This window comes from Kitasatospora purpeofusca (assembly GCF_042691725.1).
Lineage (GTDB): Bacteria > Actinomycetota > Actinomycetes > Streptomycetales > Streptomycetaceae > Kitasatospora > Kitasatospora purpeofusca_B.
The window spans coordinates 6,129,162-6,151,929 of record NZ_CP170483.1 but is presented as its reverse complement, the minus strand read 5'-3'; the positions used below and the strand labels follow the sequence as shown (position 1 = coordinate 6,151,929).

Annotated in this window: 20 protein-coding genes; 12 read left to right on the top strand and 8 right to left on the bottom strand. The window is 74.9% G+C overall.

What is annotated here, in order from left to right:
• Window positions 1-9: 9 nt before the first annotated feature.
• From ACFCLZ_RS26510 to ACFCLZ_RS26500, 3 genes are read right to left on the bottom strand one after another with little or no spacing between them, the layout of a single operon-like run.
• Window positions 10-1,209 (bottom strand): glycoside hydrolase family 1 protein, encoded by a 1,200-nt coding sequence (locus tag ACFCLZ_RS26510; protein ID WP_380279925.1) that lies wholly within the window; start codon window positions 1,207-1,209, stop codon window positions 10-12.
• Window positions 1,206-2,990, bottom strand: a complete 1,785-nt coding sequence (locus tag ACFCLZ_RS26505; RefSeq protein WP_380279923.1) for a glycoside hydrolase family 3 protein — start codon at window positions 2,988-2,990, stop codon at window positions 1,206-1,208. The genes ACFCLZ_RS26510 and ACFCLZ_RS26505 overlap by 4 nt, the downstream gene beginning before the upstream one ends.
• Window positions 2,987-3,736: a tyrosine-protein phosphatase gene (locus ACFCLZ_RS26500; RefSeq protein ID WP_380279921.1), complete on the bottom strand. Its 750-nt coding sequence runs from the start codon at window positions 3,734-3,736 to the stop codon at window positions 2,987-2,989. The genes ACFCLZ_RS26505 and ACFCLZ_RS26500 overlap by 4 nt, the downstream gene beginning before the upstream one ends.
• A 183-nt stretch (window positions 3,737-3,919) precedes the next feature.
• Between ACFCLZ_RS26500 and ACFCLZ_RS26495 the strand changes: the two genes are divergently transcribed.
• Entirely contained in the window at window positions 3,920-4,717 is a 798-nt protein-coding gene (locus ACFCLZ_RS26495) for a GntR family transcriptional regulator (protein ID WP_380279919.1), read from the top strand.
• 4 nt (window positions 4,718-4,721) lie between these two features.
• On the opposite strand, the gene ACFCLZ_RS26490 is transcribed toward ACFCLZ_RS26495, so the two are convergent.
• A complete protein-coding gene (locus ACFCLZ_RS26490) occupies window positions 4,722-5,354 on the bottom strand; it encodes a TetR family transcriptional regulator (protein WP_380279917.1) in 633 nt (210 codons plus the stop codon).
• Between the two features lie 237 nt (window positions 5,355-5,591).
• Between ACFCLZ_RS26490 and ACFCLZ_RS26485 the strand changes: the two genes are divergently transcribed.
• The 8 genes from ACFCLZ_RS26485 (at window position 5,592) to ACFCLZ_RS26450 (ending at window position 13,466) form a co-directional block, all read left to right on the top strand.
• Window positions 5,592-7,166 (top strand): ABC transporter substrate-binding protein, encoded by a 1,575-nt coding sequence (locus ACFCLZ_RS26485; RefSeq protein WP_380279916.1) that lies wholly within the window; start codon window positions 5,592-5,594, stop codon window positions 7,164-7,166.
• Window positions 7,163-8,134, top strand: coding sequence for an ABC transporter permease (locus tag ACFCLZ_RS26480; protein WP_380279914.1), 972 nt, complete (start codon window positions 7,163-7,165; stop codon window positions 8,132-8,134). Before ACFCLZ_RS26485 ends, ACFCLZ_RS26480 begins: the two co-directional genes overlap by 4 nt.
• On the top strand, window positions 8,121-9,014 hold the full coding sequence (locus ACFCLZ_RS26475) for an ABC transporter permease (RefSeq protein WP_380279912.1): 894 nt from the start codon (window positions 8,121-8,123) through the stop codon (window positions 9,012-9,014). Before ACFCLZ_RS26480 ends, ACFCLZ_RS26475 begins: the two co-directional genes overlap by 14 nt.
• Window positions 9,011-10,042 (top strand): ABC transporter ATP-binding protein, encoded by a 1,032-nt coding sequence (locus ACFCLZ_RS26470; RefSeq protein ID WP_380279910.1) that lies wholly within the window; start codon window positions 9,011-9,013, stop codon window positions 10,040-10,042. The genes ACFCLZ_RS26475 and ACFCLZ_RS26470 overlap by 4 nt, the downstream gene beginning before the upstream one ends.
• Window positions 10,039-11,103: an ABC transporter ATP-binding protein gene (locus ACFCLZ_RS26465; protein WP_380279908.1), complete on the top strand. Its 1,065-nt coding sequence runs from the start codon at window positions 10,039-10,041 to the stop codon at window positions 11,101-11,103. The genes ACFCLZ_RS26470 and ACFCLZ_RS26465 overlap by 4 nt, the downstream gene beginning before the upstream one ends.
• Before the next feature lie 189 nt (window positions 11,104-11,292).
• Entirely contained in the window at window positions 11,293-12,420 is a 1,128-nt protein-coding gene (locus ACFCLZ_RS26460) for a PucR family transcriptional regulator (protein WP_380279906.1), read from the top strand.
• 197 nt (window positions 12,421-12,617) lie between these two features.
• Window positions 12,618-13,076 (top strand): hypothetical protein, encoded by a 459-nt coding sequence (locus ACFCLZ_RS26455; RefSeq protein WP_380279904.1) that lies wholly within the window; start codon window positions 12,618-12,620, stop codon window positions 13,074-13,076.
• 114 nt (window positions 13,077-13,190) lie between these two features.
• Window positions 13,191-13,466, top strand: a complete 276-nt coding sequence (locus ACFCLZ_RS26450) for a hypothetical protein (protein WP_380279902.1) — start codon at window positions 13,191-13,193, stop codon at window positions 13,464-13,466.
• A 227-nt stretch (window positions 13,467-13,693) separates the two neighbouring features.
• Here ACFCLZ_RS26450 and ACFCLZ_RS26445 read toward each other — a convergent pair whose 3' ends face one another.
• Window positions 13,694-15,382, bottom strand: coding sequence for a 4Fe-4S binding protein (locus ACFCLZ_RS26445; RefSeq protein WP_380279900.1), 1,689 nt, complete (start codon window positions 15,380-15,382; stop codon window positions 13,694-13,696).
• A 54-nt stretch (window positions 15,383-15,436) separates the two neighbouring features.
• Window positions 15,437-16,354: a diiron oxygenase gene (locus tag ACFCLZ_RS26440; RefSeq protein ID WP_380279898.1), complete on the bottom strand. Its 918-nt coding sequence runs from the start codon at window positions 16,352-16,354 to the stop codon at window positions 15,437-15,439.
• 266 nt (window positions 16,355-16,620) lie between these two features.
• Between ACFCLZ_RS26440 and ACFCLZ_RS26435 the strand changes: the two genes are divergently transcribed.
• The 3 genes from ACFCLZ_RS26435 to ACFCLZ_RS26425 all read left to right on the top strand — a co-directional run bounded on the left by ACFCLZ_RS26435 (window position 16,621) and on the right by ACFCLZ_RS26425 (window position 20,261).
• Window positions 16,621-19,251, top strand: coding sequence for a SpoIIE family protein phosphatase (locus tag ACFCLZ_RS26435; protein WP_380279896.1), 2,631 nt, complete (start codon window positions 16,621-16,623; stop codon window positions 19,249-19,251).
• Window positions 19,252-19,697: 446 nt separating this feature from the next.
• Entirely contained in the window at window positions 19,698-19,934 is a 237-nt protein-coding gene (locus ACFCLZ_RS26430; RefSeq protein WP_380279894.1) for a chaplin, read from the top strand.
• Between the two features lie 81 nt (window positions 19,935-20,015).
• Entirely contained in the window at window positions 20,016-20,261 is a 246-nt protein-coding gene (locus ACFCLZ_RS26425; RefSeq protein WP_380279892.1) for a hypothetical protein, read from the top strand.
• An 18-nt stretch (window positions 20,262-20,279) separates the two neighbouring features.
• Here the strand turns inward: ACFCLZ_RS26425 and ACFCLZ_RS26420 are convergent, their stop codons facing one another.
• Together ACFCLZ_RS26420 and ACFCLZ_RS26415 are read right to left on the bottom strand one after the other, a co-directional pair.
• Entirely contained in the window at window positions 20,280-21,629 is a 1,350-nt protein-coding gene (locus ACFCLZ_RS26420) for a glycoside hydrolase family 18 protein (protein ID WP_380279890.1), read from the bottom strand.
• A gap of 239 nt (window positions 21,630-21,868) precedes the next feature.
• Window positions 21,869-22,768, bottom strand: coding sequence for an ABC transporter ATP-binding protein (locus tag ACFCLZ_RS26415; RefSeq protein WP_380286290.1), 900 nt, complete (start codon window positions 22,766-22,768; stop codon window positions 21,869-21,871).

Below are 22,768 nucleotides of genomic sequence, written 5' to 3'. Positions count from 1 at the left end.
TCGCGCGGGTCAGGCGAGGCGGCCCTCGCGGGCGAGGGCGCCGAGCCAGTGGGCGGAGGGCTTCGGGGTGCGCTCGAAGGTCTCCGGGTCGACCGCGACCAGGCCGAAGGTCGGCCGGTAGGAGCCCCACTCGTAGTTGTCGAGCAGGCTCCAGTGCAGGTAGCCGCGGACGTCCACGCCGTCGCGCAGGGCGGCGGCGAGGCCGGCCAGGGCCTCCGTGGTGTAGGCGATCCGCTCGGTGTCGTCGGCGGTGGCGATGCCGTTCTCGGTGACCAGCAGGGGCATGTCCGGACCGACCAGCGCGGCGGTGCGGCGGACGGCCTCGCCGAGCGCCTGCGGGTAGTACTCCCAGCCCTTGATGGTGGTACGGACGCCGTCGGCGACCGGGACCGGGCCGTCGACGCCGACCGGCGCGCGGGTGTAGGCCTGTACGCCGATCCAGTCGTCACCGCGGGCGGCCTCGGTGAAGACGTCCTCCCGTCGGCGGGCGAGGGCCGCGACGGTGGCCTCGGCGCCGGGCTCCACGGGGTAGAAGCAGAGGCTGGCGACCGTCCAACCGGTCAGCAGGCGGGGATCGGCCTCGCGCAGCGCGGCGCTCGCCGCGCGGTGGGCCCGCACCAGCGCCTGCGTGATGTCCTCGCCGGGCTCGATCCGGTCGATGTCGCCCTCGGCGGCGCCGCCCTCGGTGACCCGCTGCCTGATGGAGTGCATCCGGGCGAGGATGTTCGGCTCGTTGACGGTGGCCACGTACCGGACGCCGTCGAGCACCTCGGCGGCGGCGGTGGCGGCGTACCGCGCGAACAGCTCGGCCGCGTCGGGGGCGAGCCAGCCGCCGGCCTCGGCGAACCACTGCGGCAGGGTGAAGTGCTGGAGCGTCACCACCGGGGTGAGGCCGCGGGCCAGCGCGCCCTCCACCATGGCCCGGTAGTGGGCCAGCGCGGCCCGCGAGAAGCGCCCGCGCACCGGCTCGATGCGGGCCCACTCGATGCTGAACCGGTAGGCGTTGAAGCCGAGTCCGGCGAGCAGGTCCATGTCCTCGGGCCAGCGGTGGAAGCTGTCGGCGGCGTCGCCGCTCGGCTCGGGGAGGAACGAGCCGGTGCGCTGTTCGAAGGCCCACCAGTCGCTGGTGGTGTTGTTGCCCTCGATCTGGTGGGCGGCGGTCGAGGCTCCGAACAGGAAGCCCTCGGGCAGCGCCTCGTGGCTGGTCATGCGATCACCTCGCGCGGGGTGGTGGGGTGGCCGGAGAGGAACAGCGGGTCCGCCGTGTCGAAGGGCACGTCCTCGCGGGAGGCCTCGACCGCGGCGTCCGAACGGGGCAGGTCGAACGGGAGCGTGCCGGTCATCGGGGTGCGGCCGAACACCGCGTCCAGCACGACCTCGTCGGCCGCGCCGAACTCGCCGACCAGCAGGGCCGCGTGGGGCGCGAACGGGGTCAGCACGGCGGGGCGTTCGAGCAGGACGACGACGGCGGTGGGGACGGTGTCGGCCAGCGCCGTGATCCTGGCGGCCTCGGCGGGCTCGAACTCCAGGGTGCCGGTGTGGAAGTGCCGCTCCAGCATCCCCTCGCGCTTCTCGTACGGCGTGGCGAGGCGGACGACCGCGACATCGGCGTCCTCGGGGCGCTCGACGAGCGTCCCGTAGCGGGCCGCGACCTCGGCGTCCACGCCCTCGACGTAGATCCGCCCGCCGCTCAGCGGCTGCCCGGCGAGGCGGACCAGCGAGCGGGCCTGGACCGTGCGGCCGAGCTCACGGCCGGCCGGGGCGCCGACCAGCGCGGCGGCGGCCTCGACGTCCACGTACGGGTCGTCGAACAGGCCGAGCCGGAACTTGTCGCGCAGGATGCGGCGGACGGACTCGTCGAGGCGGGCCTCGGTGACGGCGCCGGAGCGGACCACGCCGAGGATCAGCTCGGGGTCGGTCTCGCCGCCGAGCTGGTCGGCCCCCGCGTGCAGGGTCATCGCGACCTGCTCGGGCACCGACAGCTCCTCGACGCCCCAGTGCCGCGGCGGCAGGCTGACGAGGCCGGGGATCTCCATCCCGGTGATGGCGTTGAAGTCGGTGCACACCACGCCGTCGAAGCCGTACGTGCCGCGCAGCAGGCCGGTGATGACGTCGTGGTTGAAGTTGGCGCCGACCTCGCCGAGTCCGGAGCCGGACGGGATCGCGTAGGCGGGCATGATCTGCGCGGTGCCGGCCTCGAACGCGGCCGCGAAGGGGCGCAGGTGCTGATCGAGGGCGCCGCCCGGGTAGACCAGGCTCCGGCCGGCCGCGAAGTGCGAGTCCTCGCCCCGGTGCTGCGGGCCGCCGCCGGGGAAGTGCTTGGTCATGCAGGCGACGCTGTCCGGCCCGATCCGCTCGCCCTGGAGGCCGCGGATGTAGGCGGCGATGATCCGGGAGACGCGCTCGGGGTCCTCGCCGAAGGTGCCGCTGATCCGCGCCCAGCGCGGCTCGGTGGCGAGGTCGGCCATCGGGTGGATGGCGACCCGGATGCCGACGGCGCGCAGCTCGCGGCCGATCAGCGCGGTGTACTCCTCGACCAGCTCCGGGTCGTCGGTGGCGCCGAGGCCGATCGGCTCGGGGCCGACCGAGAAGCCGCCGCCCGCGAAGGCGGTGGCGGGGTTGGTGGTGAAGCCGTGCCGGGGGTCGGAGGCGAGGGTGACCGGGATGCCGAGGCGGCTCGCGGCGGCGAGGTCCTGGACGTGGTTGTTCCACTCGGCCATCGTGCGGGCGTCGGGGACGGCCATCATGCCGAAGGCGGTGAGGCCGCGTTCGGTGATGAGGTGGTCGCCGGACGGGAAGGGGCCCTGGTTGCCGGGGAGCATCCGGCCGTGCAGCATCTGCGCGGCCTTCTCCTCCAGGGTCATCCGGGCGAGGAGGTCCTCGACGCGCTCCTCGACGGGCAGCCGCGGGTCCTCGTAGGGCTCCATGGTGCCGTTGTGGTTGAGGTCGCGGAACGGCGTGCCGTCGGTGTGGTGCAGCGGGGTCCTCATGCCGTCACCTCGGCGGTGGTCGCGGCGGCCCTGGCGCGGAAGGCCTCGACGGTCGCGGCGTCCACTCCGCAGTGGGCGAGCAGGCCCTCGGTGCCGCCGTAGCGGGCCTGGACGAGGTCGAGGAAGGCGACCATCGCGCCGGCCGGGGCCTCCAGCAGCGGGCGGGGGACGACGAAGGTGCCCGCCGCGTGGTCGTTCAGGGCGGCGCGGTTGCGCTCGGCCAGGTTCGCCCAGATCTGCGGCAGCGCCGCGGTGGTGCGGGCGTAGTCGGCGACGATCTCCTCGGCGGGGACGCCGAGCAGGTCGAGCAGCAGGGCGGTCAGCCAGCCCGTGCGGTCCTTGCCGGCGGCGCAGTGCACCAGCACGCCGCCGGGACGGGTGGCGGCCTCGACGGCGAGCTTGACCGCCTCGGGGGCGGACTCCGCCATCAGCACGTAGAAGGCGCCGAGGTCCTCGTCGGTGGTCATGTCCTTCATGGCCGCCTCCAGCCTCCGGTCGGTGGGCTGGACGCGGGCGGCGACCACCTCGATGCCGGCGGCCAGGGACTGCGCCCAGTCGGTGTCCTCCGCCTCGATCTCGCCGCGCAGGTCGATGATCGTGCGGATGCCGGCGGCGTTCAGCTGCTCGACGATCGAGGCGTCGTCGGCCGGGTACGGCTGGGCGGAGCGGTGGAGCACGCCGGGGCGGATCCAGCGGCCCTCGGGGTCGGCGAGGGCGGCGGGGTCGCGGAAGTTGACCAGGGTCACGGCGGGGGCCTTTCGGTGCGGGAGAACGGGGGTGGGGATGACGGTGGAGGACGACGATGGAGGCGAGACATCTAGACGTCTAGATGTCTACCTGGCAAGTGGGGCGCCGGGCAAGCGACGGCGAGATGAACTTCCGGACAACCGGGGGCGGAAGCCGCCACCCGGCTCCGTAGGATCTGGCGCGTGGCGACGCACCGAACCGAGACCCCGCTGTACCGCCGGCTGGCCCGGCAGCTCCAGGAGCGCATCGACGCCGGGACGTACCCGGCGGGCTCCCGGCTGCCCAGCGAGCCGGAGCTGAGCGCCGAGTTCGGCGTCAACCGGCTGACCGTCCGACAGGCGGTGGCCGAGCTGGAACGGGCCGCGGTGCTGGAGATCCGCCGGGGCGTGGGGACCTTCGTCCGCCCGCCGGCGGTGCGGGTGTCGATCGCGGTCGACCCGCGCAGCCAGCGGTTCGACCTCGGCAGCGTGCACACCGGGCTGCCGCTCGGAACGGACGCGCCCGAGGCGGCGCAGGACGGCGAGTTCGTGGTGGCCGTGGCGCCGGTGGCCGGCTCCACCGAGGACGACGAGGCGGCCCACCGGCTGGGACGCGCCCCCGAGGAGCTGTCCCGGGTGGACACGGTGATCCGCCTGGGCGGCCGGCCCCGGGTGGTGAGCAGCTACTGGGTGCCGTCCGGGCCGCTGCCGGCCGAGCTGCTGCGGCCGGGCCGCCCCGGCAACATGGTGCTCGACCTGGCCCGGGCGGCCGGGGTGGAGCTGGAGTACGACTGGCGGGCGTTCGGCGCGGTCGGCGCGGACCTCGCCGACGCGGAGCTGCTCGGGGTGCCGCCGGGCACCGCGCTCCTGGTCCGCGAGGGCGTCAGCTGCACGCCGGACGGCACGCCCGCGCTGTACGTGCGGCGGCGGATCGACGGCAGCAGCGCGCGGTTCGTGCTGCACTACCGCGAGCCGGGCGGCGGATCGGGGCCGGTGCGGTAGGCGTTCACCGGACGGCTCCCGCCGGGGCCGGCGCGTCGAACCGCCTCAGCAGCGCCCGGAACGCCTCCGCCCACTCCTGCAGCGAGCGCATCTCGTCCCCGTCGAGGACCCGGCGCCTGGTCATGCCCGCGAGCAGCGCCGCGAGCGCCTGCGGCCGCAGGTCGACGGCCGGGTCCACGCCCAGCCGCTCGGCCGCGATCGCCCCCGCCCGCTGCGAGAACGCGTCGATCATGACCAGCGCGAAGTCGCGCACGCTGCGGATCTCGACGAACGAGCGCCGCAGCGCCCGGCGCCGCGCGGAATGCTCGGCAGGCTCCTCCAACTGCCCGTCGGTGGTGGCGACGGCGTGGCCGAAAGCGCCCCAGAGGTCGAGCTCGGCGGGCGCCGCGGCGAAGGCGTCCAGGACGGCGGCGCCGAAGTCCATGCCGAAGAGCAGCGCCTCCTTGCACTCGTAGTAGCGGAAGAAGGTGCGGTGGGCGACGTCGGCCCGGCGGCAGATCTGGTCCACCGTGGTGCCCTCGAAGCCCTGCTCCTCGAAGAGGTCGAGCCCCGCCGTACGGATGGCCTGCCTGGTCCGCGCCCGCTTGCGGTCGCGCAGCCCGGGCTCCGCCACGGTGTCCGTCCCCTGCCCCTGCATACCTGCTCGCCCCTCGTCAACTGATCTGCCGTGCACGGCCGTAGTCGTACCGAATCACGCGTGGCGCGGCCCGCTCAAGCCGCGCGCCAAGTCGTCGTCAGTTCGTCATGCAAAGTTTGCACAAGTGCCAGTTGGCAGTTGTGCCACTTCCAAAGGCTGTGATCCGGCGGCCACCGGTCCGGCTGCGGCCGCCGGTCTTCCCCCCTCCCCCCATAGCCCCGAACCCTCCGAGGAATCATGAAGCGGCACACGCTCGTCCTGGCGTCCACGGTCTGCACGGCGGCCCTCGCCCTCACCGCCTCCGCCTGCTCGACGTCCGACGACACGGTCTCCGGCGGCGGTGGCGCGGCCACCTCCGCGGCCAAGGACGACGGCCCCGCCGTCGACGGCGGCACCCTGAGAATCGGCCTCGACCGCCCGTTCGCCAAGCTCGACCCGGCCGAGACCGGCCTCACCTCGATGCCGATGATGATCCTGGCCAACGCGCTCTACGACCCGCTGATGGTCAACGGCGACAACGGCGCCGTCCAGCCCTACCTGGCCAAGGCCTTCACCCCGAACGCCGACGCCACCGCCTGGACGCTGGAGCTGCGCGAGGGCGTCACCTTCAGCGACGGCAAGCCGCTCGACGCGCAGGCCGTGATCGACCACATCAACCGGCTCGCCAAGCCCGAGGCCAAGTGCGCCTGCGCCACCGACGCCGCCACCATCGGCGCCATGGCGGTGAACTCCCCGACCTCCGTCGGCTTCACCCTCAAGTCCCCCAACGCCGCCTTCCCCAGCCTGTTCACCCGCTCCCTCGGCTACATCTCGGAGGCGCCCGCCGGCGCCGACACCCCCGCCGTCGGCTCCGGCCCCTACACGGTGGAGAGCGTGCAGCCGGGCGTCTCCGCCACCCTCGTCCGCAACCCCTCCTACTGGGGTGCCAAGGGCCACGCCGACAAGCTCGTCTACAAGGTGCTGCCGGACGTCGACAGCCGCTACCAGTCGCTGCGCTCCGGCGACGCCGACCTCATCTGGACCGAGACCCCCTCCCAGCTCAAGCAGGCCGCCGGCGACGGCCTGCGCGCGGCCACCGGCCCCGGCTCCACCTCCACCGTGCTGTTCAACACCAAGGCCGCCCCCTTCGACGACCCGCGGGTCCGCCGGGCGCTGCAGTACGCGGTGGACCGCTCGGCCGTCGAGAAGGTCGTCTACCTCGACCAGGGCAAGGTCTCGGACGGCCCGATCGGCTCCGCCTCCCCCTACCGGGCCGCCGGCGACACCTCCGGCTACCCCGCGCACGACCCGGCCAAGGCGCGCGCCCTGCTCGCCGAGGCGGGGCACCCCGACCTCTCCTTCGAGTACCTCGTCGACGGCCGCCCCGAGGGCCAGCAGCGGGCCACCGTGCTCCAGCAGATGTTCGCCGAGGTCGGGGTGAAGATGACCATCAAGCCGCTGGACGCGGCGGGCCTGGGCACCGCGATGTTCCAGCGCAAGTTCCAGGTGATGGACTTCATCACCAGCATGTTCGGCGACACCGACACCGCGCTGGCCAGCCTCTACATGCCCGACGCCCCCTACAACTTCACCGGCTGGAACAACCCGAAGGCCGGCCAGGCGATCGCCGCCGGGCGCGCCACCGTCGACCCGGCCCAGCGCGCCCGCTCCTACCAGGAGGCCGCGCAGGAGGTCGTCAACGACGCCCCGATGATCTTCCTGACCGAGAACCGGACCGGCTTCCTGGCCTCCACCAAGATCGGCGGCCTGCCGGACGTCTCCCGGCGGACCGTCATCAACGTCTCCCCGGCCCTGCTGTGGGTGAAGAAGTGACGCCCACCGCACTCCGCACGGCGGGACGCACCGCCGGACGGCTCGGACGGGCCGCCGCGGTGCTCCTGCTGGTCACCGTCGCGGCGCTCTCCCTGCCGCACCTCATGCCCGGCTCCCCCGCCCTCGCCGCGCTCGGCCCCACCGCCACGCCGGAGCAGATCGCCGCGTACGAGGCCAAGCTCGGCCTGGACGAGAACGTGCTCGCCGCCGCCTGGCGCTGGCTCGGCGACGCCCTGCACGGCGACCTCGGCCACTCGCTGTCCACCGGCGTCGCCGTCACCACCGAGCTCGCCGACCGGATCCCGGTCACCCTCGAACTGTTCGTCGCCGCCCAGGTGGTGGCGCTCGGCCTGGCCCTGCCGGTCGCGCTGTGGTCGGCCTGGCGGCCGGGCGGCGCGGTCGACCGGATCGCCACCGCCGGCGCGTTCGTCTGGCTCGCCGTGCCCGGCTTCGTGCTCGGCCTGGTGCTGATCTGGCTCACCGCCGTCCAGCTGCGGATCCTGCCGGCCACCGGCTGGACCCCGTTCACCGAGGACCCGCTGGAGAACCTGCGCCACCTGGTGCTGCCCGCGCTCACCCTCGGCCTCACCGAGGCCGCCGTCTTCACCCGCGCCCTGCGCGGCCAGCTGCTCGACACCCTCGACCAGACCTACATCGCCGCCGCCCGCAGCCGCGGCATGGGCACCACGCGACTGCTGCTGCGCCGGGCGCTGCGGCCCTCCTCGCTGCCGCTGGTCACCATGGTCGGGATCGGCATCGGGACCTCGCTCGGCGGCTCGGTGCTGGTCGAGTCGCTGTTCGCGGTGCCCGGCGTCGGCACCCTGGTCTCCGGGGCGATCAACGGTCGCGACTTCCCGGTGGTGCAGGGGGTGGTGGTGGTCAGCGCCGTCGCCGTGGTGGCGGCCACCTTCGCCGTGGACCTGCTGTACCGCACGATCGACCCGAGGATCGCCGATGAGCGCCGCTGAGACCGTCCCCGCCCCCACCGCCCCCGCACCCACCCCCACCACTACCGCCGCCGCCGCACCGCGCAGGGCGGCGGCGCGCCGCCGCCCGTCCGCCGGGGTGCTGGCCGCCTGCGGCTGGCTGGCCGTCGTCGCGCTCGCCGCCCTGCTGTTCCCGCTGCTGCCCGGCTTCGACCCGCTGCACGGCGACTTCGCCCACCCCGCCGCCGCCCCCGGCCCCGGCCACTGGCTGGGCACCGACGCCGCCGGACGCGACGTCCTGCAGCGGACCGTGGCCGGCGCCCGCGCCTCCTTCACCGTCGCCGGGCTGACCATCGCCGTCGGCCTGCTCGGCGGCGGGGCGCTCGGCGTGGCGGCCGGCTGGTTCCGCGGCCCGGTCGACAAGGTGATCGGATTCGCCGCCGACCTGCTGATGTCCGTCCCCACCCTGATCCTGGTGATGATCGCGGTCTCGCTGCGCGGGCCCAGCCTGACCCTGATCGGCGCGCTGATCGGCCTGTTCACCGTGCCGCACTTCACCCGGGTGGTGCGCGCCGTCGTGCTGTCGCTCAGCGAGCGCGGCTTCGTCCAGGCCGCCCGGATGATCGGCACCTCGCCGCTGCGCATCCTGCGCCGCGAGGTGGTCCCGCACGTCGCGCCGGCCGCGCTCACCTTCGCGTTCACCGCCACCACCGTCGCCATCGTCGCCGAGGGCTCGCTCAGCTTCCTCGGCTTCGGGCTCCGCCCGCCGGAGCCCTCCTGGGGCGGCATCATCGCCGAGGGCCGCACCACGCTCGGCAGCGCCCCGTGGATCTCGCTCGCCCCGGCGGCGGTGCTCTGCCTGACCGTCCTCGCCCTCAACTACCTGGGCGAGCAGCTGCGTTCGAAGGGAGGGCGAGGATGACCCCGCCGGTTCTGGAGGTCCGTTCGCTCGACACCACCCTGCACACCCCCGACGGCCGGACGCTGCACGTGCTGCACGGCATCGACCTCGCCATAGGCGCCGGCGAGTGCCTCGGCGTCGTCGGCGAGTCCGGCTCCGGCAAGTCGGTGCTGGCCCGCACCGTGCTCGGCGTCCACCCGCGCACCACCCGGGCCACCGCCACCGGCTCGGTGCTGCTGAACGGCGAGGACCTGCTCACCGCCACCGCCGCCCGGCGCGCCGAACTGCTCGGCACCGGCGTCGCGATGGTCCACCAGGACCCGATGACCTCGCTCAACCCGGTCGTCCGGATCGCCGACCAGGTCACCGAGGCGCTCACCAACCGCCGCCGGATGCCGCGCCGGGAACGGCTGCGCACCGCCGCCGAACTGCTCGCCGCCGTCGACGTCCCCGACCCGGCCCGGCGCGCCCGCGCCTACCCGCACGAGCTGTCCGGCGGCCTGCGCCAGCGCGTCGGCATCGCCGCCGCACTGGCCGGCTCCCCCGCCCTGCTGCTCGCCGACGAGCCCACCACCGCGCTCGACGTCACCGTCCAGCGCACCGTGCTCGACCTGCTCGACCGGCACCGCGAGACCCGGGGCCTGGCCACCCTGCTGATCACCCATGACATCGGCCTGCTCTACGGCCGCGCCCGGCGGATCGCCGTGATGTACGGCGGACGGGTCGTCGAGACCGGCCCCACCGAGGCCGTCACCGGGACCCCCGCCCACCCGTACACCGCCGCGCTGCTGCGCTCGGTGCCCCGGGTCACCGGGCCGCTGCGCCGCACCCTGCCCGCCGTGGCCGGCTCGCCGCCGGACCTCTCCCGGCCGCAGCCCGGCTGCCCGTTCGCGCCGCGCTGCGAGCGCGCCGAGGCGGTCTGCTCGACGGACGCTCCGCCGCTCCACCGGGCCGGGGCCGGGCACACGGCCGCCTGCCACTTCCCGCTCACCCCGTCGGCCGCGCCCGTGTCCGTGTCCGTGCCGACGGTCGAGGAGAACGCCGCATGACCCGCACCCCGAACGCCCCGTCCGCCCCGTCCGGCGTGGACGCCGCATCCGCCCCGTCCGGCGTGGACGCCGCATCCGCCCCGTCCGGCGCGTCCGCCGTGGACGCCGTGGACACCCCCGTGGTGCTGCGGGCCACCGGACTGTCCGTGGTCCACCGCACCCGTTCCGGCCCGCTGCACGCCGTCAGCGGCGTCGACGTGACCCTGCGCGAACGCCGCACCCTCGCCCTGGTGGGCGAGTCCGGCTCCGGCAAGAGCAGCATCGCCAAGGCCCTGCTGCGGCTGCCCCCACCCACCACCGGCACCGTCACCCTGGACGGCACCGACCTCGCCGGCCTCTCCCCCCGCGCGCTGCGGGCGCTGCGCCCCCGGATGCAGATGGTGTTCCAGGACCCGGTCTCCTCGCTCAACCCGCGCCGCACCGTGCGCGACCTCGTCGCCGAACCGCTGGACGCCCACCCGGACCCGTCGGTCGACCGCGCGGCCGTGGTCGACCAGCAGTTGGAGGCCGTCGGCCTGCCGGTCGCGCTGTTCGGCGACCGGCGCCCCGCCCAGCTCTCCGGCGGCCAGGCCCAGCGGGTCGCCATCGCCCGCGCGCTCGCCGCCGAGCCGCGGGTGCTGATCGCCGACGAGGCCGTCTCCGCCCTCGACGTCTCCGCCCAGGCCACCGTGCTCAACCTGCTGCGCCGGCTCACCGAGGAACGCGGCCTGGCGAGCCTGTTCATCTCGCACGACCTCGGTGTGGTCCGCGCCGTCAGCGACGACGTCGCGGTGCTCCACCTCGGCCGGCTCTGCGAGCAGGGCCCCACCGAGGAGGTGCTCGCCGCGCCCGCCCACCCCTACACCGCCGCCCTGCTGGCCGCCGTCCCCGAGCCCGGCCGCCCGCTCGGCGACACCGGCCTCGTCCCCGCCGACCCGCCCTCCCCGCTCGACCCGCCGTCCGGCTGCCGGTTCCGCACCCGCTGCCCGTTCGCCGACGACCGGTGCGCGAGCGAGGTGCCGCGGCTGCGCGAGGTGGCGCCCGGGCGGACCGTCGCCTGCCACCGGCCGCTGACCTCGTAGCCGCCGTCGGCGCGGCGGGACGGTGGGTCCGCCGACTCCGCCGACCCGGTAGCATGCGCGGCCTGAGCAACCGACAGCCCGACCAGCGCCGGACCACGTCGGCTGACCAGCCAGAACAGCCGATCGGCCGACCGGCGGGCACGCCGGCCGGCCGGACCACACCGACGGACCGGGGCGGGACACGACGACATGACGGTGGCCAACGGAACCGGCGCACCCGACATCCCCAGCGAGCTGGCCCACCACTGCCTGGACCTGCTCACCGACGTCTCCCGCACCGGCCGCCTGCTGCGCCGCGCCGAGCTGGAGCGGCTGCGCGAGCTCGGCGAACGCGGCGCCGAGGCCGGCCACGGCCTGCGCGAACTCGTCGGCTCCTGCCTCGGCGCCACCCGCGCCGCCTGGCAGCACCTCCCCGGCCCCGGCTCCGCCACCGCCGCCGAGCTGCGGCGCACCGGCGACGCCCTGCTCGCCGCCATCCAGGCCGCCCTCGGCGCCCTCGGCGAGGGCCACGAGCGCGCCCAGCGGATGGCCGTGCGCCAGGAGGAGGCCAACCGGCGCGAGCTGGTCAACGACCTGCTGCACGGCCGCTCCGACTTCGGCCGGCTCGCCGAGCGCGCCGAGCGGTTCGGCCTGCGGCTGGCCGCCGGGTACACCGTCGCGGTCGCCGTCGCCACCGAGCCCTACCTGGAGGGCGCGCCCGCCGCGCACCGGGTGCTGCGCGAGCTGACCGGCCGTTACGACGACCGCACCCTGCTGCTGGCCGTCCGCGACGGGCGGCTGGTCTGCATCGCCTCCGACGGCGAGCAGGCCGTCCTCACCGCCTTCACCGACCTCGCCCTGCGGCCCGGCGCCGGGTACCTACCCGCGCAACGGGTGGCGACCGGCCGCCGGCACGCCGGCACCGGCGGCATCGTCCGCAGCTACGAGGAGGCGCTCGGCACGCTGGAGTACGCGCAGCGGCTGGAGCTGCCCGCGCAGCGGCTGCGCGCGGAGGAGCTGCTGGTCTTCCCGGTGCTGATGCGGGACCGGGCCGCCATGGCCGACCTGGTGCGCACCGTGCTCGGCCCGCTCACCGCGGCGCGCGGCGGCGCCCGCCCGCTGCTGGAGACCATCACCGTCCAGGCCGAGGCCGGGTACGTGAACGCCGAGACCGCGCGGAGGCTCGGCCTGAGCGTGCGCGCGCTCGGCTACCGGCTGGAGCGCATCCGCGACCTGACCGGGTACGACCCTGCGGACGCGCTGCACCGCTACACCCTGGAGACCGCCGTGATGGGCGCGCGGCTGCTCGACTGGCCGGACCAGCCGCTCCGGATTTGACGGTTTCATAGCGCGACCGTGCCATATTGAACGTTTCAGCGGGCCCCGCGTTGCTTACGGTTTCCGGATATTTTCAGGTGTCAAAACACCGTCAAGATTGCCGGATCCTGGCAGTGTGCGAACGCTTCCCTCCTGACAGGATCACCACGGCGCCCGGGGGGTCCGGCGCCGGACGGAAAGTCAGGGGGCGCGGGCGGATGCGGGGGGAATTCAAGGCCGCACCGGGCTTTCCGACCCTGGTGGTGACCGCCGAGTACTGGCTACTGGCCCTGCTCAGCGGGCTCGGAGCCGACGTCGTGTCCGGGGGGCACGGCGTCGGCCGCCCCACCGGCACCCGGAGCGGGGGGTGCGGCGCCGATCCCCACATCGACGCCGCCTCCGGGGAGCTGCCCGACGACCTGCCCGGGGATCTGCTCGCTTCCGAACCCTTCCCCCTGGTCGGCCGCGTCTGCACCGTCCTCCCGGGCGGCGCCACCACCGTCTCCGGCTGGGCCGAGACCGCCACCGACGACGGCTCCCCCGCCCTCCTCGCCGTCCGCACCCCGACCGGCGACCCCGCCGTCCCGGCCGGCCGCACCGCTCTCCTCCACGCCCACGACCCGGCCACCGACACCTACCTCATCACCCTCCTCGATCTCGGCGCCCTCTTCAGCTGAGGGCCGTTCGGCCGAAGAGCGGACCATCCGACTTACTCGGCTCGGGCGTGGCCCCGCGTGGCCCGGCGGTAGGTTCGCAGCACCATCCCGTTGCGGCCGAAGCGAGGCACCGCCGTGAGTGCTCACCCCGTCCAGCCCCGCCTGCCGTCGGAGGGCCCGCGAACCATCCGCGAGTTCCGCGGGACCCTCGCCGGCCCCGATCTCGAACGCTTCACCGCCGAGATCGAGGACGTGCCCCTGCACGAGATCCGGGACTACCTCAAGGGCTGGCGGCAGCTGCTGCACCTGCGGACCGTCCCCGAGATCGGGCACGCGTTGCGGACCGCCTTCGACCGGCCGGGCACGCCGGTGGGCGAACTCTTCCCGGAGTGGGAGGAGTTGATCGCCTGACCTGGGCGCCTGACCTCGTGCCGGTCCTCCTCGACGACGCCGTTCGGCCCGCCGCAGCATCCGGCGCGACCCGGAGCCGGGGCGTCGCTGCACCTCCGGGGGCGACGTCTCCGGTAGCGTCGTCGCCCTCCCGGGGGATGACGCGGCACCCGGGATGACGCCCCGGGTCGCGCTCCTGCTCGCCGGGCCCTGAGCGGCCCTGCGTCGCCCCCGCCCCCGCCCCCGCCTCAGCGGCGGGCGGCGGCGAGGAGGGCGGGGACGGTGGGGAGTTTGACGCGGGGGCGGCCGGTGGCCTCGCCGCGGGCGCGTTCGGCGCGGTCGATGGCGCGCAGCTGGCGCAGGCCGAGGGCGTCGGGGCGGCGGGTGCGGACCAGGCGGTCGAAGGACCTGCGGTCGCCGGAGGGCACGGGCAGGGCGCCGGCGACGGCGTCGTCCAGGAGGGCGTGGACGGTCTCCTCGGCGCAGGCGCGGTTGGCGCCGATGCCGCCGGAGGGGCCGCGTTTGGCCCAGCCGACCAGGTAGGTGCCGGGCAGCGGCCGGCCGGTGGCCGGGTCGAGGACGCGTCCGCCGGTGTGCGGGACGGCGCCGGCGGTGTCGTCGAAGGGCAGTCCGGGGACGGGGACGCCGCGGTGGCCGATGGAGCGGACGACCAGCGCGGTGCGCAGCACGTCGCCGGCGGGCGGCAGGTCGTCGGTGCGCGGCAGGTCGCCTGCGCCGGCCAGGCGGACCGCCCCGACCCGGCCGGAGTGCTCGTCGGCGAGGAGTTCGGCGGGCACGGCGTGGAAGCGCAGCACGATCCGCCGGCCGGGCCGGGGCGGGGCGGCACCGTCCACGCGCTCCAGCGGGAGGCCGGCGAGCAGCGCCGTGCCCGACCCCTCGGGGGCCGCGGCCAGGGCGGCGCGGACCTCCGGGTGGTCGTCCACCACGACGTCGACGCCCGGGAGCCGGGTGAGGGCGAGGAACTCGGGCGCGGTCCAGGCGGCGTGCTCGGGCCCGCGCCGGGCGAGCAGGACGACCTCGCGCACCGGGCTGCGGCGCAGCGCGGCGAGCGCGTGGTCGGCGATGTCGGTGGCGGCGAGCCGGTCCGGGTCGGTGAGCAGGATCCGCGCGATGTCGACCGCGACGTTGCCGTTGCCGATCACCACGGCCCGCTCGGCGCCGCCGCCCGGCGCACCGTCGAGGGCGACCGCGTCGGCCGGCACCGTCGGTTCGGCGTTGTACCAGCGGACGAAGGTGATGGCGGGCAGGCTGCCGGGCAGGTCCTCCCCCGGCACGCCGAGCCGGCGGTCGGCGGCGGCCCCGACCGCGTACACCACCGCGTGGTGGTGGGCGGCGAGTTCGGCGTGGCCGAGGTCGGTGCCGACCTCGACGTTGAGGTGGACCCGCAGCCGCGGGTCGTGGAAGACGGAGGCGAAGCTCTCGGCGATCCGCTTGGTCGACTGGTGGTCCGGGGCGACCCCGTGCCGCAGCAGTCCGCCCGCCACCGGCAGCCGGTCGATCATGGTGACCTCGGCGCCGGTGGAGCGCAGCAGCGCCTGCGCGGTGTAGCTCGCGGACGGCCCGGTGCCGACGATGGCGACCCGCAGCGGCCCGGCCCCGAGGTCGAGGCCGGCGGGCAGGCTGCGGGGGAAGACGGGCGCGCCCCAGGCGTGGTCGGCGGGGTGGTCGCGGAACCAGTCGCGGTTGAGCTCGCCGTAGACCGCGTCGGGCCCCGTCAGTCGGTCGACGGGGAAGACGGCGTCGACCGGGCAGGCGTCCGCGCAGGCGCCGCAGTCGATGCAGGCGGCCGGGTCGATGTACAGCATGTCGGTGCGGCCGAAGTCCGGCTCGTCGGGGGTGGGGTGGATGCAGTTGACGGGGCAGACGGACACGCACGAGGCGTCGTTGCAGCAGGTGCGGGTGATCGCGTAGGCCATGGCGGGGGTGGGGTCCTCGCTGCGTGGGGTCCGGGGGCGGGGTCTCGGGGCTGCTCAGAGCATGTGGATGCGCCGGTAGAGCTTGGCCGCCGCGCCGGTGAGCAGGCCGTTCTCGGCGAGGAACGCCATCAGGTGGCGGCTGCTGGTGCGCATCATGGCCCGGCGGTGCTCACTGGCCCGGACCTCGGCGAGCGCCCGTCCGACGTCCAGCCCGGCGGCCTTGTACACGGACGGGTGAACCATGCTGGTGACGATGACGTAGGCGCCGGCCGCGATGCCGAAGGCGGCGTTGCGCCGGCGCAGGGTGCCGGCCCCGCGCAGCCGCTCGCGGATCTCCTGGCGGGCGAACTTCATGTGCCGGGACTCCTCGACCACGTGGATCCGGGACGTCCCTCGGACGATGTCGAGGACGTTCTCGCCGCGCATCCAGTCGCGCTGCATGACGTCCAGCACCTCCTCGGCCACCAGGATTCCGCCGTAGGCGAGTTCGCCGCGGGCGAGGGCCTTGTAGGCGCGCCCGGCCTGGGCGATGACCCGGCTCGGCTTGTACTGGGGGACGCCCATCCTCTCGCAGGCGCGGGCGAACATGATCGAGTGGCGGCACTCGTCGGCGATCTCGGTGAGCGCGAAGCGGAACTCGGCGCTGGCCGGATTGTTGAGGTACTGGTCGCGCAGCACCATCTGCTGCAGGATCATCTCGAACCAGATGCCGGTGGTCATGATCGAGCCGACCTCGTGGCGGGTGAGGGTGACCCGCTGTTCCTCGGTCATCTCCGTCCAGAGCGCGGTGCCGTAGAGGGTGCTCCACTCCGGGTTGAGCCCGTACTGCCCGGGCGGGAGCGGGGCGTCCCAGTCGATCTCGACGGCCGGGTCGTAGGAGAGGGCCGCGGCGGAGTCGAGGAGCCGCTTGGAGACGTCGTCGTCGGCCGCGGTGTGGGTTCGGGCGGGGATGCGTTCCGCCGGGTGAGCCATGGCTGCCTCCGTCAGGTGCGTGGCCTGTGCGGGAGCCCGCAGGCCCGCTTATTGACGGAGATTACAATAAGAGCGAACGCCCGAGAACCCCCCCGTGCGGCGCCTGGTGCGGCGGCGCGTGCGGCGGCTGGTGCCACGCTTCGTGCCACGCTTCGTGCCGCGGCTGGTGCCGCGCTTCGTGCCGCGCGGAACTGGCGGGCTCGGCGGGCCGGGGGATGATGGAGGGGTCGCGGCAGCGAACCCGCCGACGGAGAGGAGCGGACCGGATGGACACGGCGGACGCCCTGCACCGCGGCCGATCCCCCTTCGTCGTCGACGCCATGGGCGCCCTGCTCGACGCGGACGGCCGCATCGTCCGCTGGACCCCGGAGGCCGAACGGCTGCTCGCCCTCGACGCCGCACAGGTCCACGGCCGGCCCGTGCACGATCTGCTCGCCGACCCCGCCGGGTGGCCGGCGATGTCCGAGCTGAGCGCGGAGCAGCGGGCCGAGGGCTGGTCCGGTGAGGCGGTGCTGCGCTCGGGGCGCGGCGAACGGCTCGCGCTGTCCTTCCAGGTGCTGCCGCTGACCGCGCCCGTCGGGGCCGACCCCGTCAAGGCCGACGGCGTCGAGGCCGACGGCGACCCGTCGGGGGCACAACCCACCGGCACCCCGCGGTACTTCGTGCTCGCCGCCCCCACCTCGCTGATCGCCCGCTCGCGCCAGGACCAGGCCTTCACCCGCGAGCTGTTCCTCCAGGACCGGGTCGGCCTGGCCGTCTTCGACGAGCGGCTGCGCCTCGTGCGCACCAACACCCATCTGCTCCCCTACAGCGGCCTGCCGCCGGACCTGCGCGGGCGGCGGCTCGGCGACTTCCTCCAGGCGCGGGACGCCGCCGCCGTCGAGCGCGGGCTGCGGGACGTGCTGCGCACCGGCCGGCCGCTGATCGGCGCCGAGGAGATCGTCCGCACCATCGAGGACCCGGCCGGCGGCGCGGTGATGGCGATCTCGGCGTTCCGGCTGCAGTCGCCGGACGGGCAGGTCATCGGGGTGACCGCGCTGTTCACCGACGTCACCGAGCTGCACCGGTCCGGCGAACGGCTCGCCCTGCTGCACCGGGCCACGGCGGCCGTCGGCGGCTCGCTGTCGGTCACCGGGACGGCGGAGGAGCTGGCCGCCGTCCTCGCCCCGCCGGCCCGGGAGGGCGGGGCGGCGGCCGGGGCGGACGGCGGGGCGGTGCCCGGGCTCGCCGATCTGGCGGTGATCGACGTCGCCGAGGCCGTGTTCACCGGCGGGGAGCCGTCCCCGGGGCGGGACGGCCGGGTGCTGCTGCGCCGCACCGCCGTCGCGGCCACGGGGCCGGCGGCGCCGGAGCCCCCGCCCACCGGCGTGGCCGTGCACGCCGACCCCGGCGAGCAGACCGCGCACACCGACTTCCCCCCGTCGATGACCGTCCCGCTGCGGGCCGGGGGCAGCCTGCTCGGCCGGGTGACCGTCCACCGCGCCCCGCACCGGCCGCCCTACCCGCCGGCCGACCTGGAGCTGCTGCGCGAGATCGCCGACCGTGCGGCCCTCGCGCTGGACAACGCTCGCCGCTACGCGCGCGAGCACCGCGCCGCCGTCGGACTCCAGCGCAGCCTGCTGCCGCCCTCGCAGGCCGAGACCACCGCGGTCTCCACCGCGAGCGTCTACCTGCCCACCGACACGGCGAGCGGGATCGGCGGCGACTGGTTCGACGTGATCCCGCTGTCCTCCGCCCGGGTCGCGCTGGTCGCGGGGGACGTGGTGGGGCACGGGCTGGCCGCGAGCGCGACCATGGGGCGGCTGCGGACGGCCGTCCGGACGCTCGCCGACCTCGACCTGGAGCCGGACGAACTGCTGGTCCACCTCGACGACCTGGTCGCCCAGCTGATGGTGGAGGCCGAACGGCCGGAGGAGGACGAGGACGGCGGTGGCGGTGGCGGTTCCGGCGGTGGCGGTTCCGGCGGCGACGGCCTGGGCCTCGGCCTCGGCGCGGGGGCCGGGGCGACCGCGGCCTCCCGGCCCCCGGTGGGCCACGGCGTGTGGACCGACGGCGGCCACGACGCGCCGGACGACCAGCAGACCGTGCCCTTCGGCGCCACCTGCGTGTACGCGGTGTACGACCCGGTGTCGCGGCGCTGCGCGATGGCGTCGGCCGGCCACCCGCCACCCGCCGTCGCGGCACCGGACGGCCGGGTGACGTACGTGCCGCTGCGGCCGGGACCGCCGCTCGGCGTGAGCGGGCTGCCGTTCGAGGTGACCGAGGTCGAACTGGAGCCCGGCAGCCTGCTCGCGCTCTACACCGACGGGCTGCTCCTCGGCTACGCGGACGACCTGGGGGAGGGGATGGACGAGCTGTCCCACCGGCTCGCCGCCGCGGCCGCCCCGCCGGAGGGCTCCGTCCCGCCGGCCGGCGCGGTGCTGCGGGAACTCGGGCGGGACCTCGTCGCCGACCTCCCGGCCCACCGGCTCACCGACGACGTCACCCTGCTGCTGGCCCGCACCCGGGAGGTGCCGCCCGAGGCCACCGCGGGCTGGACGCTGGACGCGGACCCGGCGGCGGTCGCACAGGTCCGGGAGGCGGCCACCGAGCAGCTGCTGGCCTGGGGGCTGGAGGAGTTGACGTTCACCACCGAACTGGTGCTCAGCGAGCTGGTCACCAACGCGATCCGCTACGCGGGCGGCCCGGTCGGCGTCCGCCTCATCCGCGCCGAACGCCTCACCTGCGAGGTCTCCGACCCCAGCGCCACCCAGCCCCGCATGCGCCGCGCCCGCCTCACCGACGAGGGCGGCCGCGGCCTCTACCTGGTAGCCCAGCTCACCACCCGCTGGGGCAGCCGCTACACCCGCCAGGGCAAGACCATCTGGGCCGAACAGGACCTCCCACCCACCCCCTGACCCACCACGCCGCGGAATATACCGACCGGTCTACATATCTGGAGCAGGAAGTCGGCCCGCCCGACTTCCTGCTCCAACGCGCCGGCCACCCTCCGCACGCAAATATGCAGACCGGTCTACATAGCGCCCGCCAAGACCGCGCACCCGGAGTGGAAAGTCGGCCCGCCCGACTTTCCACGCCACACCCCGCCCACCTCCCCCGCGCGAGAAGGCAAACCGCTCCACACACCGACAGGCAGAAGACACCACCGGAGCAGGAAGTCGGCCCATCCGACTTCCTGCCCCAACGCGCCAACCACCCTCCGCGCGCGAATATGCAGACCGGTCTACATATCCCGCGGGGAGCGCCTCGGACACGCCCTCGATTCGACCAATCCGGCGGAATCGGTGCTCCTCACCGGTGTGATTGGTGCTCTGATCTGCCAACTCACCCCTTGAGGAGAGACATGCGCACTCGCACCGCACTCGCCGCCGGTGTTCTCGTCGGCGCCGCTCTGCTGGCCGGTGGCGGCACCGCCGTCGCCGACTCGTCCGCCTCGGGCGTGGCCGCCAACTCCCCCGGCGTCCTGTCCGGCAACCAGATCCAGATCCCGGTCCACATCCCGGTCAACGTCTGCGGCAACTCGATCAACATCATCGGGCTGCTCAACCCGGCGTTCGGCAACACCTGCATCAACAAGTAGGCCACCCGCTGCGACCGGGCCGCGAGCGGCCCGGCCAGCACACCGACGCGGGCCCGTCCAGCAGGACGGGCCCGCGTCCGCGTGCCGAGCCGGCAGGCCGGCGGGCCGCTCCGGGCCTGCGCCGCCGGAGAGCCGGTCCGGCTCGCCCGGGCCGGCCTGCGGGCCCGGGTGGAGGCCGGACGGGAACCGCCGCGGGTGCTGGACCACCTCGACCGGCTGGACGAGGTGCCGCACACCCGCCGGGCCTTCACCGCGCAGTTCGCCGACCGCTGGAAGCACGATCTGTGCCGCGAACCACGGCTCCATGTCGCCGAGTTCAGAGCCTGAACAAGACGAACTGCCGCGTCAGCGCCGGCTCAGCCCGCGGTCGATCGCCGTGATCAGCTCGCCGTCCGGCGTGTCCCCGTCCAGCGACCAGATCATCGCCCCGCCGAGGCCCTCGCGGCGCACGTACTCCGCCTTGGTGCGCAGCACCGTCGCGTCGTCGTACGTCCACAGCGTGGTGCCGTCGAACAGCCAGGCGTTCCCGTTGCGCGGCCCCCGGTACAGCTTGTACGTGCCGGAGTCGGCGAGCTTCTTCAGCGCCTTGTAGTCCTCGCTGCCGGCCCCCCAGGTCGCCGGGGCGGGACCGGCGGCGGGCTGCCCGAGACCGTCGCCGCCGCCCGTGACGCCCGTCCAGCCCTGGCCGTAGAACGGCATGCCGGTGACCAGCTTGCGCGCCGGGGCGCCGCGCCGCAGCCAGGCGTTGACGGTCTGGTCGACGCTGAAGTCGTTCCGCGCGTACAGCGCGGACTGCTGGCCGGTGGTCTTCTCGCCGGAGACGTGGAAGTCGTAGCCCTGGAGGTTCACGAAGTCGAAGTCCCGCATGATCTTGGAGACTTCGAAGCCCGCGTCGATCTTCGCGGGGGCGGTGGGCACGAACGCGCTGAGCTCGAAGTGCTTGCGGTTCTTGAGCGTGCGACCGTACGCGTCGGCCTGGGTGCGGAACTCGTGGACGAGCTTGGTGAAGTTCTGCTTGTCCTCGGGGCGCACGCCGTTGCCCTCGGCGCCGTCCGAGCCCGGCCACTCCCAGTCGAGGTCGACGCCGTCGAACAGCCCGGCCGCCGCGCCCGCGCCGCCCCGGGCGCCGTCGACGGGCAGGTTGCCCTTGAGATAGAGGTCGATGCAGGAGGAGACCAGCGCCTTGCGGCCGGCCTCGGTGCGCACGGCGTCCGAGAAGTGCGCCGAGCCGCTCCAACCACCCAGCGAGATCATCACCTTGAGGCCGGGGTTCGCGGCCTTGAGCTTGCGCAGCTGGTTGAAGTTGCCGACCAGCGCCTGCCCGTCGGTGTCGGCGACGCCGTCCACCGACTCCGCCGCGCCGACCGGGCGGGTGTAGTCGGCCCACGGGTCGGAGCCGGGGCCGCCCATCTGGCAGGTGCCGGCCGGACCGACGTTGCCGAAGGCGTAGTTGATGTGGCTCAGCTTGCCGGCGGTGCCGCTGGTCTGCAGGTCCTTGACGTGGAAGTTGCGGCCGTAGATGCCCCATTGGATGAAGTAGCCGACCCGCTTGTACGAGGCCGCACCGTGCCGGGAGGAGTCGGCCGCCCCGTCGAAGTCGGCCGCCGCAGCGGCGGGGGCGAGCGGGACCAGCAGCCCCAGGACGGCCGCGGTCGCGGCGCCGAAGGTCAAGCGGGTCGGGAATCTGTGACGCATGGACGAGATCACCCCTTGTGCGGTGGGGGCCGCACGGTCGTGGGAACGGTGGACGGCACAGGGAGTCCGCAGGGTGCGCCCGTACTGGGCGGCGACGACTCAACACGCCACGGCCTGGTCGTGTCAACGGAGTTCGGCAATGGTTTTGCAAAACGGCCTGGCCGGAACAGGACTTGATGATCCGTCATGTCAGCGCGTGTCGCGGGACGGACGGTCCACCACACCCTCGACCGGCCCGTTCAGTCCCCGGCGCCGTCCGCTCGCGGCTGCTCCCGGTCCGGCCACACCTCGATGTGGTCGGCCTCCAGGACCAGCCGCACCCGGTGCGCCAGGCCCAGCGGCTCGGTGAACTCACGCGGCAGCTGGAGCCGCCCGACCCGGTCCAGCACGGCGTACTCCTGGCCCGCGGCGGCGACACCGTCCTCCCCGGCGGCGGCCGGACGGCGCAGCACCTCGGCGGAGGTGCGGCCGTCGCGGATCCGCACCGTGCGGCTGACCTGGTCGGCCACCAGGGCGTCGTGGGTGACGATCAGCACGGTGGTGCCCAGCTCGGTGTTGGCGGTGCGCAGGGCGTCGAAGATCTCCTCCGAGGTGGCGGTGTCCAGCTCGCCGGTGGGCTCGTCGGCAAGCAGCAGCCGCGGTTCGTTGGCCAGCGCGACGGCGATCGCCACCCGCTGCTGCTCGCCGCCGGAGAGCATCGCGGGGGTGCGGTCGGCGGCCTCGGCGATGCCCATGAGGCCGAGGAGCTCCATCGCCCGCTCGGCCCGCCGCCGGCGCGGCACCCCGGCGTAGCCCATCGGCAGCTGCACGTTCTCGCGGGCCGTCAGATAGGGCAGCAGGTTGGCCGCGGTCTGCTGCTGGATCGTCCCGACGGTACGGCGCCGGTAGGCGGTCCGCGCGCGCCCCTTGAGCGTGCCGAGGTCGGTGCCGGCCACCCGGGCGGTGCCGGCGCTGGGGGTGTCCAGGCCGGCCAGGATGGCGAGCAGGGTGGACTTGCCGGAGCCGGAGGCGCCGACCAGGGCGAGCAGTTCACCCTCCCGCACGGTCAGGTCGAGCCCCTGCAGGGCCTGCACCTCGACCCCGTCGCGGGCGCGGGTGCCGGTGCGGAAGATCCGTACCAGGCTCTCGCACGCCACCAT